The following is a 16,696-nucleotide window of genomic DNA, read 5'->3' as shown; positions in this document are numbered from 1 at the left end:
CCGCCGGTTACCTGGCGGGTATCGGCGTCAACTCCGCCAGTTCCTGCTGCACCAGCCGGTCGTGCGCCGCCGCCTCGGCCGCGGCCTTCTTCGGGCTCCAGTGCCCTGCCATCAGGAAGACGAACGGCAGGAACACGATCTGGGCGATCAGGCAGATCCACCACCAGCGTGCCCACTGATGCGGCGAATCGGTCTTGGCCTGCTGCACCTCGGTCGCGTGCGTGGCGAGGTAGGCCTGGTCGTCGGCGGGGATGGTGCCGACCGACTGGAGTTGCGCGCCCGCTTGCGCGAGCTTCGGGCCGACGGTGCCGAGAACGGCGAGGTCGGCGGGCGGGATCTGCTGCACGGCGGTCAGCCGCGCGATCGCCTGATCGACCGGGATGCCGAACTTCTTGGCGACCTGCCCCACCGCCGCGAGGCCGGCGTTCCCGTCACTCGGATTCGCGGCGAGCGCCGCCTGCGTGGCCGGTTCGATGGCCTGCAGTGTCGCGAGTTCCTCCGAGTATCGGGCGGTGAGCCCGAACGCCGTCTGGATGTCGGCGGCTGACGCGCCGGTCAGCTTGGTCAGCGCCGTCACCTGAGCGACCTGGTCGTTCGGGTTCTTACTGAGCGCCGCAAGGGTTTCCGGCCCGACCTGTTGGATGGTCGCCAGCTGCGGGCCGTACTTCGCCTGAATCTCCTGCAGCCGCGGACCGTAATTGACCAGCGGGCCGGCCGCGTTCACCACGACCAGCAGGCCGAACAGCACAACCGTGACGACGCTGCGCAGCGTGCCGCCCCAGACCGCGAGACCCACCGCGGTCGCCGCCGGATTGCGCTCCTCGACGGTCTCGGTGAAGCTCGCCATCCAGGTCGAGTAGGCGATGCCGGTGCCGACGGCGATGATCACGAACACCCAGGCGAAGGTGTAGTAGCCGGTGTCCGGTTTGTCGGTGTATCCGATGAACAGATACATGCCGACGACGCTGATCACCGCCCCGACGATCATGAACGGCTTGCGCACCTTGAGGTAGTCCGAGGCGATCCCGGCCAGCACCAGCGCGACCGCGTTGGCGGTCCAGTACCAGTTGCCGAGCGCGTTGGCCTTGGCCGGGCTGAAGCCGAAGTTGGTCGCCATATAGACGGGCAGGAAGGACACGATCGTGTAGAAGAAGGCCAGGAACAGGCTGATCGCCAACGCCGAACCGATGATGTTGGGGCGCAGCATCTGGCGCCACTGCCCCTGCTCCAGCTTCCCGACGTCGAGTCCGCGGGCCCGTGCCTCGATCAGCGCCCGATCGCGCAACGACACCATGATCTGGTCGCGCAACCGCGGGCTGAGCTCACGCAGACCGATCACCGCGATCACCGCGATGACGAGGCAGATCACACCGCACAGCCGATAGTGGTACTGCCAGTCCGGGTGCGCGTCCAGCGACCGGGTGGAGATCTGGGTGGTGACCAGGGCGCCGATCACCGGGCCGAGGGTCCAGAAGCCCATCGCGGAGGCCCGGCCGAGTTGCGGCGAGAAGTCGCGGATCAGCGCGGGCGTGGCCACCAGCACCGCGCCCTCGACGATGCTCACCACGACGTAGACGAAGAGGTACTGCTCCTTCGTGGTGGTCGCGGGCACCGCGAACAGCGTCAGCAGCGAGCAGATCACCACGCCGTAGGCGACGATGTTCGCCCGGCCCCACCGGTCGAGCAGGCCGGCCAGCACCGAGGCGGCCGCGCCGAACGCGGCGCCGATGATGAAGATCCAGACGAAGTAGGCGAACGACAGGTGGAAATAGGCGATCAGCTCATTGCCCACCGCGCCGGTGACGAACAACTGGTAGTAGAGCCCGATCGACGCGATGACTACAACGGTCAGATACCAGGAGCGGGCGGGCGTATCGGGATAGTGCGGTAGCTTGCGCTGCCACAGCCCGGTGAGAATGGTGGGCGGTGCGGCGGTCTGGGTCGAACTCATGGTCGAGATGCCTTTCTAGCCACGGCATCTCGTCCGGCTCTCCCTCGAGCCGGCACGAAGGAACCGGGTGGCAACAGGCTAGTGATTGACACCACGGCCCGCAGGCATTTCGCGACACGAGACCGAAACGTGTTCTAGTTCTAATTCGTGGGATGAAATACCTGGGCACTAACTCGACGCGCCCGGATTTGGAATTGCGAAAAGTATTTCAACTCGAAAAAGAACCTGACGAAGTCAGGCAATTTCGCCGGACATTCGGTCGCCCCGAAATAGCCCGGCTCCTACCGCGTTTCACGATAGGAGCCGGTCAAGCTTTAGAGGTAGGCGCCGCAGACGGGCCACGCACCGGGCCCCTGGGTGGCGAGCACGTTCTCCGCGACGCGGATCTGCTCGGCCCGGCTGGCGTTGCTCGGGTTGCCGACGCCGCCGTTGGCGGACCAGGTGCTCTGGGTGAACTGCAGACCGCCGGAGAAGCCGTTGCCGGTCTCGGTGCCCCAGTTGCCGCCGCTCTCGCACTGTGCGACGGCGTCCCAGTCGTGGGCCGACGCGGTGGCGGTGGACAGGCCGAACGGGACGGCCACGAGGGCGCCCAGTGCGGCGGTGACGCCGAGGACGCGGGTGAACTTGCGGTTATGCGACATGGAGGATTCCTGCCTGCGCCCACCGGCACGGCACGTGCTCACCGTGTCCCTGCCCCCAGGTGTGTCGGGGACCCTCGAACCGCGGGGCAGGGTTACCGGCATTCAGCGGTTCGAGTTCGAGCCCGTCATCGATCGGGCTCCGGCGACGGTAGCGAAGAAGTCGCTGCGAATCACGTTTCGATCACGTCGAAACTCTCTAGACCGTAAGTCGAGGGTTAACTTGCTTAAGGGTCGCGAGCAGGCAAAAGGAATCGCTGAAGCAAAAGTCAATTGTTACGTTATGTGCCCGAGATCACTCATAAATTGTGTCTTCGGTCGCACGAAGAACGTCGAGCGTCCCACTCAGCGGGACAAGATGAAAACTTCGCTGTGCACGCCTCGAATACCCGTGCGACGTGTGCGATGAACGGAGCCGCGGCAATCTCCTACTTGCCGTGCGCCCGCAGTTGATAAAGCCCCTCGGTCTCCGCGACAAGCACGCCGTCGGCATCGGTGACAACGGCGCGCAAGGTGAAGTTCGACTTCCCGTTCGCGGCAGCCTCTTCGGCGATCCTGGCGATCTCGTCCGCGGGCAAACTCGCTTCCGCGCGCACATCGGTTTTCGCGGGCTTGCGGAAGAACACGTGCAGATCCTTGACCAGCGGATAGAACGCGGAGTTGTCGAAAGTGGCAATCGCGATCGCGCCGCCGAGGATCTCCGCCACGGTGAACAGCACTCCCGCGTACATCGTGCCGAAGTGGTTGCCATTGCCCTCGATCGGCACGGTCGTCGCCGCGAACCCCGGCCGCACCTCGACCGCGGTCACCCCCATCCGGTGCGCGACCGGAATGGTGAATTCCAGTGCTCCGTTGACGATCTCCGCGAACGGCGGCGTCTCCACCTCGTCACTCATCCCACATCATCCCTTCGCGCCGGAGGCGACCAGCACCTCGTCTCGGCCGCCGCACCGAAGCGTAGCCCGCCCGATGGCAAACCCGGTGCGGCGCTGACCGTCTCGCGGATGCCACGCCAGGATCACCGGCGTTACGTGAATCTCGCGCGCCACGGGCGCATACTGCACTGGGTTCGCCAGGCCCATTCGGCGATTCGTGCCCCGTCGCGGCGAATCGCACCCATCACCAGACAGCCGAGGTGTGCAATGACCAGCATGGACAAGGCAACGGTCGCCGTGACGGCGCTGACGTTCGCCGCGTTGTCGGCGGTTGCCGCGCCTGCGGCGAGCGCCGCTCCGGTGTGCGGCGGGGCGGGCCAGCCGACGGTAGTGGCCGCGGCACTGCCCGGCGCACTGGAGGGATTGACCGTCGACGCACGCGGGCGGGCCTATACAACTGACCTGGCGACCGGTCGGGTGTATCGAATCGACGCACCGGGCGCGGCCCCGGTCCCCATCGCGACCGTGCCCAGCGGCGGTGGCGGCGCGCTCGCCTGGACACCGGACGACAAACTGCTGGTCGGCTACGGCGCGGACGCACGGTCCTTCGTCGGCGACACCCTGCGCCATGCCGGAATCATCGAACTCGATCCGGACACCGGCGCGGTCCGTCCCTTCGCCGCGGGACTCAGCGCCGCGAACGGCATGGACGTCGCGCAGGACGGAACCGTCTATGCCACCAACGATTTCGGCAATCTCGTCGGCCGCGTCTATCCGAACGGGGCGGTGCAGGCCGATTGGACGTCGTTCCCGAGTGCGAATGGCGCTGTCCTCGGCAAGGACGACGAATACCTTTACGTCAGTAGGACATTCGCCAACCCCGGAGTGAGCCGGATCCCCACCGCCAACCCCGGCGCACCCCAGTCACTGCTCGATCTCGGCGGCGGCGACGCGCTCGCCGCGCCTGACGGCCTGACCCTGGACTCGCTGGATCGCCCGGTGGTCCCCCTCAATACGGCGGGCCAGGTCATCCGGATCGATGCCCCGAACCAGTACTGCGTCCTCGGCGGCGGTAACCCACTGACCAGTGTCCTCACCTACGGCCGCGGCCCGACCGGCTTCTCGGCGGGCCGCCTGTTCGGTGCCACCTTCACCGGCGTGATCTACGAAATCCCCGGTGGCTTCGACCCGAACGCCCGCACCGCGACCCCCTGACGCCGAGACCTACCGCTCTTCGGCGGCCGCCCAGCCGATCATAGGATGGCTGGTGCAGGGCTGTTCCGGGTCGCATGGAACTCGGGCCGGGTAGCCGAGCACGACATCGTCCATGCGGCACGTGGAGGTACGGATTGCGTTCTCGCACCAAGATCCTGATCGGCACCGCATTGATCGTGGCGATCGCGCTGGTGGCCGGCGGGATCCTGGTCGCTGTCCGGAACGCCGCACGGGACGAGGCCGCGCCGATTTGCCCAGGTGACGAGGCCTCCTCCGCGCCGGGATGGACGTCGACGAATACCGATGTGGCCGCCGGGTTCGAGCAGCATCCGTTCGTCGGCAACGGCTATCTCGGGCTGCGGGTGCCGCCGCGCGGCACGGGATACGTGTCGACCGGTGAGATGAGTGGCTGGCCGCTGTACACGCCCCGGTACGACGGCGCTTTCGTGGCCGGTCTGTACGGGCACACGCCGGGGCTGGCCGACGATCGTGAGGTCGCGGCGGCGCTGCCGAACTGGTCCGCGCTCACTGTCGGCGTCGGCGACGACACGTACTCCGCGAGCACACCGGCCGCCCAGATCACGAACTTCTCGCAAACCGGTTATCTGCGCTGCGGATTGGTGCGCACGGCGCTGACCTGGACCAGCCGGGACGGCAAGGCCACCGATCTGGTGTACGACGTCGTCACGGATCGAGTCGATCAGCATGTGGGCGCGGTGCATCTCACGCTCGTCCCGCACTGGTCCGGTGCGATCACGGTGACCGATCTGCTCGACGGCGCGGGCGCCCGCCGGATGACGCAGACCGAGGGCGGCGCGGGCGACGGCGCTATCCGGGTCGGCTTCCGCACCGAGGGCACCGGAGTCGTCGGTGCGGTCGCGTCCGTGTTGAGCACCGGAGCCGCGCAGCAACCTGCTCCGGCGCGCGATCTGACTGTCAGTCAGCAGAACCGGCTCACCGTGCGAGACGGAAGGACTTACGAGGTAACCAAATTCGTCGGCGTCGACACCGCGCTCACCGCGCGGGATCCCGTCGCCGCGGCTCAGGACGCGGCGCAGCGGGCGGCGCGGCAGGGCTGGCCGGAACTGCTGGCGGGCACGGCGGCGCAGTGGCGTGCACTGTGGCGCGGTGACATCGAGATACCGGGCGGGTCCGACCTGCAGACGTGGGCGCGCGGCGCGCTCTACTCGCTGTACTCGAGCACGAATTCCCAACAGGACAACAGCATTTCGCCCGTCGGGCTCAGCAGCGACAACTATGCGGGGGCGGTGTTCTGGGACGCCGACATCTGGATGTTCCCGGGTCTGCTCCAGTTGGCGCCGGATCTCGCCCGATCCGTGGTGGACTACCGGTTCAAGACCTTGCCCGCCGCGCGGGCGAACGCCGAGCAGCTCGGCTACCGCGGCGCCTTCTATCCCTGGACCAGCGAGAGCCGGGGTGCGCTCGCGGAATGCCACAGCTGGGATCCGCCGCACTGCCTGACCCAGATCCATCTGCAGGGCGATATCTCGCTCGCGGCCTGGCAGTACTACCTGGCGACCGGCGACACCGATTACCTGCGTGGCCGTGGTTGGCCGATCATGCGGAACCTGGCCGAATTCTGGGCCTCGCGGGTGACGCCGAATGCTGACGGCAGCTACTCGATCGACAATGTCGCGGGCCCTGATGAATACAGCAACGGCGTCAACGACGGGGTCTACACCAACGCGGTTGCCGCACTGGCACTGCGCGATGCGGCCCGGGCCGCCGAAATCCTCGGCCAGCCAGTCCCGCCCGAGTGGACCACGATCGCCGACCACCTGCGTATGCCCTTCGATCCGGCACGACAGATATTCGCCCAATATGACGGCTATCCCGGGACGCCCATCAAACAAGCCGATACCGTGCTGCTGCTCTATCCGCTGGAATGGCCTATGTCGCAGGATGTTTCGGCCAACACCCTCGAATACTATGCCGAGCGCACCGATCCCGACGGTCCGGCGATGACCGACTCGGTGCACGCCATCGACGCCGCGGCGATCGGCACGCCGGGCTGCGCGACGGACACCTACCTCGAACGCGCGGTTCGGCCGTTCGAACGCGCGCCGTTCGGGCAGTTCGCGGAGGCGCGCGGCAACAAGGCGGGCGTCAAGGACGCACTCGCGGGTGCGCCCGCGTTCACCTTCGTCACCGCCGCAGGCGGATTCCTGCAGACGTTCACCAATGGTCTGCTCGGGTTGCGCTTGCGGGCCGACGAGGTTCGCATCGATCCGACGCTGCCGCCGGAACTCGGTGCGGGACTGCATATTCGCGGCATGCATTGGCAGGGACGGACTTTCGACGCGGAAATCGGTCCCGACGACACGAAGATCACGCTGAATGACGGTGCGGCGATGCAGGTCCGGACCGCGACCGGCACGCAGCTGGTCAGCCGCGACCACCCGCTGAGCGTCAAGACCCGCCGTCCTGACCTGGCACCTACCGACAACCTCGCGCGCTGCAAGTCCGTGTCCGCGAGTTCGGCCGAACCGGGCCGGTACGCCGAGGCCGCGGTCGACGGCAGCATCGCCACCGGTTGGGCGCCCGACGCCGATCGCGGCACGCTCACCGTCGATCTCGGCACGGAAACCCCTGTCGGACGGATACTTCCGCACTGGTCGGATCCGGCGCCGACGGCACCCACTGTCTCGGTGTCCCCCGACAACAAGGCCTGGACGGCAGTCACCGTCGACCCGGCAACCGGGACCCTCGCGAGCCCGATCTCCGCCCGCTACGTCCGGCTGGACATCGCGGCGGCGGACCCGACTGTCCATCCGGGTCTGCGCGAGCTAGAGGTCACCGCCCCACCGAAGTAGGCCTCGCTTCGTGTCGAGCCGAGTCCGCGGAGTCTCGGTACAGTGAGCGACGATGAACCCCGATCGTGCCAGCGAGCTTGCCGCGCAACAGGTCGCCGCCGCGCACGCGGACCCCGAGCAGCGGTTGGCGCTGGCGGCCAGCTGCTATCCGGCGCGGTTGAGCGCCTACGCGCGCGCCGAACTGACCTTCCTGCGCTGGGAACTGACCCGCGGCGTCCTGCACCCGGTTTCGGGTAGTCCGTGGTGGCGTGCGGTCAACGATCGTCTCCTGCACGATCAACTGGAAGCCACCCTGCTCGGCGACAGCGGTCCCGCGTCGACGCCCGGCGCGCGACTGTGGCAGCGGTTTCTCGCCGCGCCGTCGCCGGTCACCTGGTATCGGGCGCACAACCTCAGCATCGTCTCCGGCTACCTGGAGAACCAGCAGCTGGCCGAGGCCGAACTCGATGTCGAGCAACTCATGATCAACGTGACGCTCGCTCGGGTGCTGTTCACGCACGCCCTGATCGAGTACCCAGCCCTGGCTCTCGGCCGCTTCGCCCGGCTCGGACCCCGCGTCGCCGATCCGCGCAGCAGCTCGGTCGGACTGTTCCTGGACCTGCGCAATGTCTTCCCGCGGGAATACCCGTTGCACGACTACTCGATTCACCAGTTGCTCGCGGACGAGGGCCGCGCGGCACGTGCCATCGACTTCGGTCTGATCCTGCCGAAACGCGTCCCGATCTACACGTTCGCCGCGAACAGTCTCGGCGAGCCACGACTGGCGGCGCTCGTCGAGGGCGACCTGTTCCGTTATGGCGGACCGAGTGTCGACCCGACACAACTCGAGACCGACGCGCTCACCCGTGTCGTCGCGGCCGCCACCCGCACTCGTGGCGACCGGCGGATTCGAGCCAAGCGCGCGGACCGGGTTCAACGGCCGACGGCGTAACCCTGCATGCCGCGCGGGTTCGCCGCCGCGGACAGCATCCCCGACTCCGGGTCACGCGCGACGGCGCACAGGCGACCCTCCGACCATGGTCCGCCGACCGTGACGTCGTGGCCGCGGTGGCGCAGGTCTTCGATGACCGACTCGTCCATCCCGGACTCGACGACGACCCGGCCGGGCTCCATGTCACGCGGGTAGAAGGAGTTGGGGAACGACGAGTTGTGCCAGTTGGGTGCGTCGATCGCGGCCTGCAGGTCGAGGCCGCCGTAGGCGACGGACAGGAAGAAGTGCACCTGCCACTGGTCCTGCTGATCGCCGCCGGGGGTGCCGAAAGCCAGCACCGGCACGCCGTCGCGCAGCGCCAGTGTGGGAGTCAAGGTGGAGCGCGGGCGATGGCCCGGGACAAGGGTATTCGGCAAGCCCTCGTCCAGCCAGGCCATCTGCAGGCGGGTGCCGAGCGGGAAACCGAGCTCGGGGATGACGGGGTTCGATTGCAGCCAGCCGCCGCTCGGGGTCGCCGAGATCATGTTGCCCCACTGGTCGACGATGTCGAAATGGCAAGTGTCGCCGCGTACTTCACCGGTGCCGGCGAGGGCTGGTTCACCCGCGCCGATCGCGTCCGGCACCGGCGCCGAGCCACCGATATGCGAGCTGAGCAGCGGTGTACGCCCATCCGGGCTGCCGGGGCGCAGCTCGTAGGATGCCTTCGCTTCGATCAACTTTCGCCGCTGTGCGTTGTATGACGCCGAAAGCAGCGCGGGCACCGGCACATCGGGCACGTCGCCGTACCACGCCTCGCGGTCGGCCATCGCCAGCTTGCAGCCCTCGATGAGCAGATGGACGTACTCGGCGGAGCCATACGTGGGCAGTTCCTCGGGCAGCAAAGCCAGCTGCTGCAGGAAAGCAGGCCCCTGACTCCACGGCCCGACCTTGCAGAGCGTCCACCCCTGCCAGTCGTAGGTCGTCGGCGATTCGTAAGTCGCCGACCAGTCGGCCAGATCCGCCGCCGTCAGCGTGCCGACGTGCCGCTCGCCGCTGGTATCGAGGGTGGGTCGCGCCGACTGCCGCACGATCGCCTCGGCGATGAACCCAGTGCGCCAGATCCGCCGCGCCGCTTCGATTTCGGCGACCCGGTCACCGCCACCTTCGGCGACGGCCTGATCGATCAACCGCCGCCAGGTCCGGCCGAGCGCCGGATTGCGAAACAGCTCACCGAGTTTCGGCGCCACACCGTCCCGCAAATAGACCTCCGCCGAGGAGGTCCATTCGGTCGCGAACAATTCGCGAACCTTCTCCACCTGCTGCTGAAACTGCGGCACGGGCGGATGCCCGTCCTCCGCATACCCGATGGCATAACGCAGCAGATCAGCCAAAGACCGTGTGCCGTAATCACGCAACAACACCATCCAGGCATCGAACGCACCGGGCACCCCCGCCGCCAACGGCCCGGTACCGGGCACGAAGTCGAGCCCGAGCCCACGATAATGCGCCGCGCTCGCACCCGCAGGCGCCGGCCCCTGCCCACACAACACCCGCACCGACTCCCCCACCGGAGCCACCATCATCGGCACCTCCCCGGCCGGCCCATTCAAATGCGGCTCCACCACATGCAACACGAACCCAGCGGCAACCGCCGCATCGAACGCATTCCCACCCCCCTCCAGCACCGCCATCGCCGACTGCGACGCCAGCCAATGCGTAGCCGACACCATCCCGAACGTCCCCCGCAATGTCGGCCTGGTGGTGAACATCCCAACCCCTCCGATCTCACTCCGCACCCGGACAGCGCGAATCCCGCTGAAAAACTACCGACCCCAGAGCCATACCCCCTGCACCCGTCCCCAACGGCGCGCCCTCTAGCAGCGTGTGGCCTACGACGATGTGGGCGCGCTCAGAAGTGCCGTGAGGTCGACTGCGTTGAGGTGTTGCCGAACCCGCTCGGCAAACAACGGTGCACCGGCCTTCTTCAACATCTCAGGTAGCGACACGCTGCTATGCAGGCAAATTGGTCATTCGACCAGGCCCAAGTCGTCTTCGAGTTGACGGAGTTCGTCGAAGGCGTGGCGTTGCTCTGCGCTTTGCTGCTCCTTGAATGCGAAAACGTCTTTGCTGAGCAGCCTGGTGTGGGATCGGACCTTATGCGCAGGGATCGCGCCCTCCTTGACCAGCTTCATCAAGGTGGGGCGGGACATACCGAGAATCTTCGCGGCGGTCGTCGTGGTCAGTTCGTTGGGCACGCTGGCCACGGTGACTGTGCAGCCACGGCTGACCAGGTCGAGGACCTGACCGATGAGCGAGGACAGTTCGGCAGGCATCTCCACGGTGTCGCCGCCGCGGAGCCCGATCAGCACGCCAGCCGCGTCCGCGTCCGCATGTTGAACCTGGTCGACGCGGGCCTTGAACACACGAGCCTGCTCGACTTCACTGGAGGTAATCGACAGGACTGCCCTGTCGTCGCGAATGATCGTCTCGCCCATCGGCTCGTGCTCCTTTCCTGCAATATGTAGTCAGTCCAACGTAGCTCTTTGCACTTATAAGTGCAACCGGAAGACCTCGCGCGGGTCAGGTGAGTTTGTGGGCGTAGACGGCTAGGCGGACTCGGTTGTCGCAGGCGGTTTTGTCCATCAGGTTGGCTACGTGGGTTTTGATGGTGGTTAGGCCGAGGTGGAGGTGGGTGGCTATTTCTTGGTTGCTGAGGCCTTCGGCGATGAGGGTGAGGACTTCGCGTTCGCGGGGAGTCAGGGGTGGTTGTGCGGGTTGGGGTTTGGGGGTGGGGCGGGTTTCGGTGGCGCGGGCGACCAGGCGGCGCATCAGGGGTGGGGAGAAGAGGATGTCGCCGTCGGCGGTGCGGCGGATCGCGGTGAGCAGGTCGGTGGGGGCGGTGTCCTTGACGAGGTAGCCGGTGGCGCCTGCGGCCAGGGCAGGAAAGAGGTGATCGTCGTCGTCGAAGGTGGTGAGTACCAGGACTTTCGCCTCGGGGCGGGCCGCGACGATCTGTTCGGTGGCGGCGACGCCGTCCAGGCCGGGCATACGCAGGTCCATCAGGATCAGGTCGGGGGACAGTTCCGCGTTCAGGCGGATGGCTTCGATGCCGTTGGCGGCCTCGCCGACGACCGCGAAATCGGGGGTGGATTCGATGAGCATGCGCAGGCCGGCGCGGACCAGGCGTTGATCGTCGACCAGTAGCACGGTGATCATCGCGCGGCCTCCGCTCTGGTCGAAGCCTCGACGCCAGGGAGCCAGGCGTCGACTTCCCATCCCTGTGCGGTCGCTCCGACAGCGAACGTACCGCCCGCGAGCTCGACTCGTTCCCGCATACCGATGATGCCGTGACCGGCGGGGTTCGTGCCGGAGGCGGCGGTACCGCTGCGGACGTGGACGGCGATCCCCTCGGCGCGGCGAACCACTCGGACCAGAACCGGAGTGGCGGGCGAAGCGTGCTTCATCACGTTGGTGAGCGATTCCTGGACGAGCCGCAACAGGGTGAGCCTGCCGATGGCGTCGAGCCCGGTCAGCTCCGGCGCGATATCGGACTCGACGACGAACCCGGCCACCTCGACTCGGCGCACCGCCGCGGCGAGCTCGGTCCGCACGGCGTCCGCGTCCACCAGCGCGACCTCGCCGAGCGCGGGATCGCGCAGCGCGGCGAGCAACCGGCGGATGTCGGCGAGCGCGTCGGCGGCGGTCGCGCGTACGTCGTCGAGCACCGCGTTCACCCGGGGATCCTGATCGGCGACGACGTGCCGGGCGATGCCGACGCGCAACACGATCGAGGCCATGTGGTGCGCGATCAAGTCGTGCAGTTCTCGCGCCATGGCGCTGCGCTCGGCCGCCCTGGTGCGCAATTCGGCTTCGGCTCTGCGGGTTTCGGCGTCGGCCGCGCGCAAGCGCAGGCTCGCGGCGAGGTCGCGTTGGCCGCGCAGGTACAGCCCGAGCAGCAGGGGCACACCGACGTAGGTGCCCGTCTCGATGACGGGGGCCGCACCCCAGAGGGTGGCTTCGTGGCTGCCCCACTGGCCGAGCAGCACGGCCAGCGCCCAGCACGCCGCCGCGACCGCCACCCGCCAGTTCTGCCGAGCGCGCATCGCCACTTCGACCAGCGCGACCGCACCGAGAAACGGCACCAGTCCCGACAACCCCCACGGGTGCATGCGGAACATCGCCACGGCGAGGGCCGAGAGCGTGATCGAGACGGCCAGCGGCCACCGATCCCCCACCAGGAACGACCAGCACGCGAACATGGCAAGCAGCCAGTAACTCCATGGCACCTGATACTGGCCGGGGAAGGTGCTCGCCACCAACAGCACCGGAACCAGCACTTGCGGCAGGCAGCGCACGACCAGCCGCACATCGCGCCGCAACCGGATCTCCGTCACACGTCAACGGTAGGGGACTGCGGATCGGCCGCCGCGGATGGCACCGGGTGCATCACCGCACGACGGCGTGCCGTTAGCACGTCGTGGCCGCTTCCACAAGGGTCCGCGGGCGGAGCGAACGCCTACAAAAGGCGACTCCTCGAACGATCCCTGCAACCCCTCGGCAATCAAAGCTGGATGGGACACCGATCGAAGGAGTAAACCGTGGTCTCGAGACGAGGCTTCCTCGCTGGACTCGCCGTAGTGCCGCTCGCCGCCGGATGCGCGGCGCGATCCGGCGCGCCGATTCCCGGTTCCGCGACCAGGCCACTCCCGATACCCCCGCTCGCCGCGTCGTCGGTGAGCGCCGACGGCGTCCGCCACTTCACCCTCGACATCCAGCAGGGCACGTCGGAGATCCTGCCCGGCAAGCGCACGCCGACCTGGGGCTACAACGGCGCGATCCTCGGCCCGACGCTGCGGGCCGAGCGCCACGAGTCGGTGGCGTTCACCATCCGTAATTCCCTGCCGGAGCCGACCACGGTGCACTGGCACGGCATGCACGTGCCCGCCCGGTGCGACGGCGGCCCGCACCAGACGATCGCCGCCGGCGGCACCTGGGAACCGGCGTGGACCATCGATCAGCAGGCCGCGATGCTCTGGTATCACCCGCACCCGCACGGCGCCACCGAAAAGCATGTCTATCGCGGACTTTCGGGGCTGTTCTTCGTCGACGACGAGACCACCGACACCCTGGATCTGCCGAAAGAGTATGGGGTCGACGATATTCCGCTCGTCATCCAGGATCGGCGCTTCACATCGACCGGCGCACTGGACGAATCCGATCCCACCGACGTCGGCCTGCTCGGCGACACCATCGTCGTCAACGGCATCGCGGGCGCGCATCTGGACGTTCGCACCGACCGGGTTCGCCTGCGCGTACTCAACGGATCGTCGGGCCGGATCTACAATCTGGCCTTCGACGACCAGCGCGCCTTCCAGCTGATCGGCACCGACGGCGGCCTGCTCACGGCACCGGCGACCCTGCGCAACATCCAGGTGAGCCCAGGCGAACGCGTCGAGATCGTGGTCGAGTTACGCGGCGACGAGCGAATCATGTTGCGCTCATTGCCGATCGAACAGCGCAGAGACATCGACCGGGCCGCCGCCTTCGGGTTCGACGACACCTTCGACATCCTGCAGCTCCGCGCGGGAAAGCTCACAAAGTCTGCGCCAGTGCCGGATTCGCTCACCACGATCCCCGCGCTCGTAGCACCAGGAACCACACCGGATCACACCTTCGAATTGAAGTGGTTCATGATCAACGGCCGCCGGATGGACATGAACCGGATCGATATGACCATCCCCGTCGACAGCACCCAGGTGTGGTCGGTGCGCAACAACGACAACTGGCCACACAACTTCCACGTGCACGACGTCCAGTTCCAGGTTGTCGACATCGATGGACAAGCCCCACCACCCGCCTTGGCGGGCTGGAAGGACACCCTCTACACCGAGCCGCAATTCACCTATCGGCTGGCCATGCGTTTCGCGCAGCACAGCGACCCGGCCTATCCCTACATGTTCCACTGCCACCTATTGCTGCACGAGGACCACGGCATGATGGGTCAATTCCTGGTGCTCGCCCCCGGCCAGCAGGCCGCGCCGATGCGAATGGACATGCCCGGTATGGACATGCCGGGCATGGGTTCCGGGACGACCGGGAGCAAACCGGGTCATCACGGCTGACCCGGGTCAGGAGCGGTTACGAACGTCACGAACGTAGGTGACGGCCTGCTTACCTTCCCCGGGGCTACGCGTATCCAGGTCGAAAAGTGTTGTGGCGGCGAAGAGTTCACCGAGCTTGCTGTATCCGTAGGTGCGCGGGTCGAAGTCGGGCCGCTGCTTGTTGATGATCGAGCCGACACTGGACAACGTGGCCCAGCCGGAATCGTCCGAGGCGGCATCGACGGCATTGCGGAGCAGATTCATCAGCTTCGCGTCGCCCTTGAGCTGATTGGCGGCGGGCCGCCGCGTCGGTGTCGGCGACTCCTCCGTTGTGCCGGTGAGGTTTTCGGTATAGATGAACTTGTCGCAGGCGGCGACGAACGGCTTCGGCGTCTTGTGCTGGCCGAATCCGTAGACGGTGCGCCCGGATTCGCGAATGCGGCTGGCCAGGCGGGTGAAATCGCTGTCGCTGGAAACGATTACGAAGCCGTCTAGATTGCCGGTGTACAGCAGGTCCATCGCGTCGATGATCATCGCCGAGTCGGTGGCGTTCTTGCCGGTGGTGTAGCCGAACTGCTGGATCGGCTGAATCGACTGCGCGAGCAGCTGATCCTTCCAGCCCTTCAGGTTCGTGCTGGTCCAGTCGCCGTAGGCCCGCTTGACGTGTGCCGTCCCGTACTTGGCCACCTCGGCCAGCAGCCCGTCGGCGATGCCGGGCTGGGCATTGTCGGCGTCGATCAGCACCGCAAGCCGGGTAGCGTTGTCGCTGCTCAAGGCATTCCCCATTCGTCGGTCGGCTACCGGACCACGGTAGCCCGCCGGGCCCGCCCCGACGCCCTGACACCGCCGCAGCCGACCGCGTCAGTCGCGCAGCGCCTGTTCCCGCAACGTACTCAGCGTTTTGGACAGGATGCGCGAGACCTGCATCTGCGACACACCCAGCTGTGCGGCGATCTGATCCTGGGTCTTGGACTCGAAGAATCGCATGATCAGCACCTGGCGTTCGCGGTCCGGCAGCGCCGCGATCAGCGGTTTCACCGCGAGATAGTCCTCGACGGTCTGGTATTCCGGCTCCTCGGCACCGAGGGTGTCCAGCGGCGAGCGCGGCGCGTTGTCGTCGTCGCTGTCCAGACCCACGTCGATCGAGGAGGTCTGGTAGGCGTTGCGGGCGATCAGCGCCTGGGTGACCTCGACGAGGTCGGCGCCGAGTTCCTCGGCGATCTCGCGCGCCTTGGGCATCCGGCCGAGCCGCTGCGCCAGCGTCTCGATGGCCGGCGCGATGGTCTGCTGAATCTCCTTGAGCCGCCGCGGCACTCGCACCGACCAGGTGTAGTCGCGGAAGTGCCTGCGCACCTCACCCATGATGGTCGGCACCGCGAACGCCAGGAACGGCGAACCGTGCGAGGCGTCGAAACGATCCACCGCGGCCACCATGCCGACGCGGGCGATCTGCAACAGGTCGTCGAAGTTCTCGCCGCGCCCGGTGAACTTGCGGGCGATGTGCTCGGCCAGCGGCAGGCAGCGACTGATCAGCTCCTCGCGTACCACCGCACGCTGCGGATCGTCGGCGTCGAGCTCGCTCAGCTCATGGAACAGCGGCTCGATATTGTCATAGCTGTCCCCACCACGCCGGCGCGGCTCATGGCCGACGCCCGACGCCGTTGCCTCATTGTTCATCGACGTCGCCCCGGGCCCAGACGAAGTCGACGACAGTCGGGTAGCCGGATACGGCGGCATCGAACGGCGCCCTGGTCGCGGTGACCGATTCGGTCAGGGTCTGCACGATGTGCCAGCCGAAACTGCCTGTCCCGACCTCGGTTTCGGACCTGCCCACCGCGCGGATATTGGCGTTGAGCACACCTTCGCGGTAGGAGAACGTGCAATCGATCGTCGACCCCGCTGCCGCGTCCTGCATCAGCACGGTCGCGATCTCGTCGAGCGCGAGCCGGATATCGGTCACCTCGTCGAGCCCGAAATCGGCGATCAGCAGCACGGTCTCGGCGAGCGCGCGCAGCATCGTCAACTGCTCCGGCGACGCGGGCACCGTGACGGCGACCGTGGTTGTCCCCGTCACGGATTCGGATACCCGTTCACTCATTCCGCCACCACCTCATTTACCTGCGCGTGTCCGATCGACGGGTCAGCCTACCCGGATCGCACCCAACCCGGCAG

14 protein-coding genes are annotated in these 16,696 nt (G+C 67.1%); 4 read left to right on the top strand and 10 right to left on the bottom strand.

Annotated elements, in window-relative coordinates; translation table 11 throughout:
• Nucleotides 1–7 precede the first annotated feature (7 nt).
• The 3 genes from ACFWF1_RS14590 to ACFWF1_RS14580 all read right to left on the bottom strand — a co-directional run bounded on the left by ACFWF1_RS14590 (nt 8) and on the right by ACFWF1_RS14580 (nt 3,485).
• Entirely contained in the window at nt 8–1,951 is a 1,944-nt protein-coding gene (locus tag ACFWF1_RS14590; RefSeq protein WP_379288118.1) for an MFS transporter, read from the bottom strand.
• Nucleotides 1,952–2,265: 314 nt separating this feature from the next.
• Nucleotides 2,266–2,592 carry a transglycosylase family protein gene (locus ACFWF1_RS14585; protein ID WP_379288120.1) on the bottom strand — a complete coding sequence of 109 codons (327 nt, stop codon included), beginning with the start codon at nt 2,590–2,592 and terminating at the stop codon, nt 2,266–2,268.
• Nucleotides 2,593–3,017: 425 nt separating this feature from the next.
• Nucleotides 3,018–3,485: a PaaI family thioesterase gene (locus ACFWF1_RS14580; RefSeq protein WP_379288121.1), complete on the bottom strand. Its 468-nt coding sequence runs from the start codon at nt 3,483–3,485 to the stop codon at nt 3,018–3,020.
• A 246-nt stretch (nt 3,486–3,731) separates the two neighbouring features.
• Here ACFWF1_RS14580 and ACFWF1_RS14575 point away from each other — a divergent pair, with 246 nt between their 5' ends.
• The 3 genes from ACFWF1_RS14575 to ACFWF1_RS14565 all read left to right on the top strand — a co-directional run bounded on the left by ACFWF1_RS14575 (nt 3,732) and on the right by ACFWF1_RS14565 (nt 8,444).
• Complete coding sequence (locus ACFWF1_RS14575) at nt 3,732–4,679, top strand: SMP-30/gluconolactonase/LRE family protein (RefSeq protein WP_379288122.1); 948 nt, start codon at nt 3,732–3,734, stop codon at nt 4,677–4,679.
• A 134-nt stretch (nt 4,680–4,813) separates the two neighbouring features.
• Nucleotides 4,814–7,513, top strand: a complete 2,700-nt coding sequence (locus tag ACFWF1_RS14570; RefSeq protein WP_379288124.1) for a discoidin domain-containing protein — start codon at nt 4,814–4,816, stop codon at nt 7,511–7,513.
• Between the two features lie 52 nt (nt 7,514–7,565).
• Nucleotides 7,566–8,444 (top strand): hypothetical protein, encoded by an 879-nt coding sequence (locus tag ACFWF1_RS14565; RefSeq protein ID WP_379288126.1) that lies wholly within the window; start codon nt 7,566–7,568, stop codon nt 8,442–8,444.
• Here ACFWF1_RS14565 and ACFWF1_RS14560 read toward each other — a convergent pair.
• The 4 genes from ACFWF1_RS14560 to ACFWF1_RS14545 all read right to left on the bottom strand — a co-directional run bounded on the left by ACFWF1_RS14560 (nt 8,426) and on the right by ACFWF1_RS14545 (nt 12,817).
• Nucleotides 8,426–10,192, bottom strand: a complete 1,767-nt coding sequence (locus ACFWF1_RS14560; protein WP_379288127.1) for a gamma-glutamyltransferase family protein — start codon at nt 10,190–10,192, stop codon at nt 8,426–8,428. The genes ACFWF1_RS14565 and ACFWF1_RS14560 overlap by 19 nt on opposite strands.
• 258 nt (nt 10,193–10,450) lie before the next feature.
• Nucleotides 10,451–10,918: a helix-turn-helix domain-containing protein gene (locus tag ACFWF1_RS14555; RefSeq protein ID WP_379288129.1), complete on the bottom strand. Its 468-nt coding sequence runs from the start codon at nt 10,916–10,918 to the stop codon at nt 10,451–10,453.
• Nucleotides 10,919–11,003: 85 nt separating this feature from the next.
• Nucleotides 11,004–11,639: a response regulator gene (locus ACFWF1_RS14550; protein ID WP_379288130.1), complete on the bottom strand. Its 636-nt coding sequence runs from the start codon at nt 11,637–11,639 to the stop codon at nt 11,004–11,006.
• Nucleotides 11,636–12,817, bottom strand: a complete 1,182-nt coding sequence (locus ACFWF1_RS14545) for a sensor histidine kinase (RefSeq protein ID WP_379288132.1) — start codon at nt 12,815–12,817, stop codon at nt 11,636–11,638. The genes ACFWF1_RS14550 and ACFWF1_RS14545 overlap by 4 nt, the downstream gene beginning before the upstream one ends.
• A 204-nt stretch (nt 12,818–13,021) precedes the next feature.
• Here ACFWF1_RS14545 and ACFWF1_RS14540 point away from each other — a divergent pair, with 204 nt between their 5' ends.
• Nucleotides 13,022–14,545: a multicopper oxidase family protein gene (locus ACFWF1_RS14540; protein ID WP_379288134.1), complete on the top strand. Its 1,524-nt coding sequence runs from the start codon at nt 13,022–13,024 to the stop codon at nt 14,543–14,545.
• A 6-nt stretch (nt 14,546–14,551) separates the two neighbouring features.
• Here ACFWF1_RS14540 and ACFWF1_RS14535 read toward each other — a convergent pair whose 3' ends face one another.
• The 3 genes from ACFWF1_RS14535 to ACFWF1_RS14525 all read right to left on the bottom strand — a co-directional run bounded on the left by ACFWF1_RS14535 (nt 14,552) and on the right by ACFWF1_RS14525 (nt 16,622).
• Nucleotides 14,552–15,298: an NYN domain-containing protein gene (locus ACFWF1_RS14535; protein WP_357377746.1), complete on the bottom strand. Its 747-nt coding sequence runs from the start codon at nt 15,296–15,298 to the stop codon at nt 14,552–14,554.
• A gap of 87 nt (nt 15,299–15,385) precedes the next feature.
• The gene (locus tag ACFWF1_RS14530; protein WP_379288136.1) at nt 15,386–16,201 is read right to left on the bottom strand and encodes an RNA polymerase sigma factor SigF; all 816 of its coding nucleotides are present in this window, start codon (nt 16,199–16,201) and stop codon (nt 15,386–15,388) included.
• On the bottom strand, nt 16,191–16,622 hold the full coding sequence (locus ACFWF1_RS14525) for an anti-sigma factor (protein WP_379288138.1): 432 nt from the start codon (nt 16,620–16,622) through the stop codon (nt 16,191–16,193). Before ACFWF1_RS14525 ends, ACFWF1_RS14530 begins: the two co-directional genes overlap by 11 nt.
• Between the last annotated feature and the right edge of the window lie 74 nt (nt 16,623–16,696).

It is taken from the genome of Nocardia sp. NPDC060255, assembly GCF_042727395.1.
Classification (GTDB): Bacteria; Actinomycetota; Actinomycetes; order Mycobacteriales; family Mycobacteriaceae; genus Nocardia.
The sequence above is the reverse complement of the archived record's forward strand: the minus strand, read 5'-3'. Positions and strand labels throughout refer to the sequence as shown.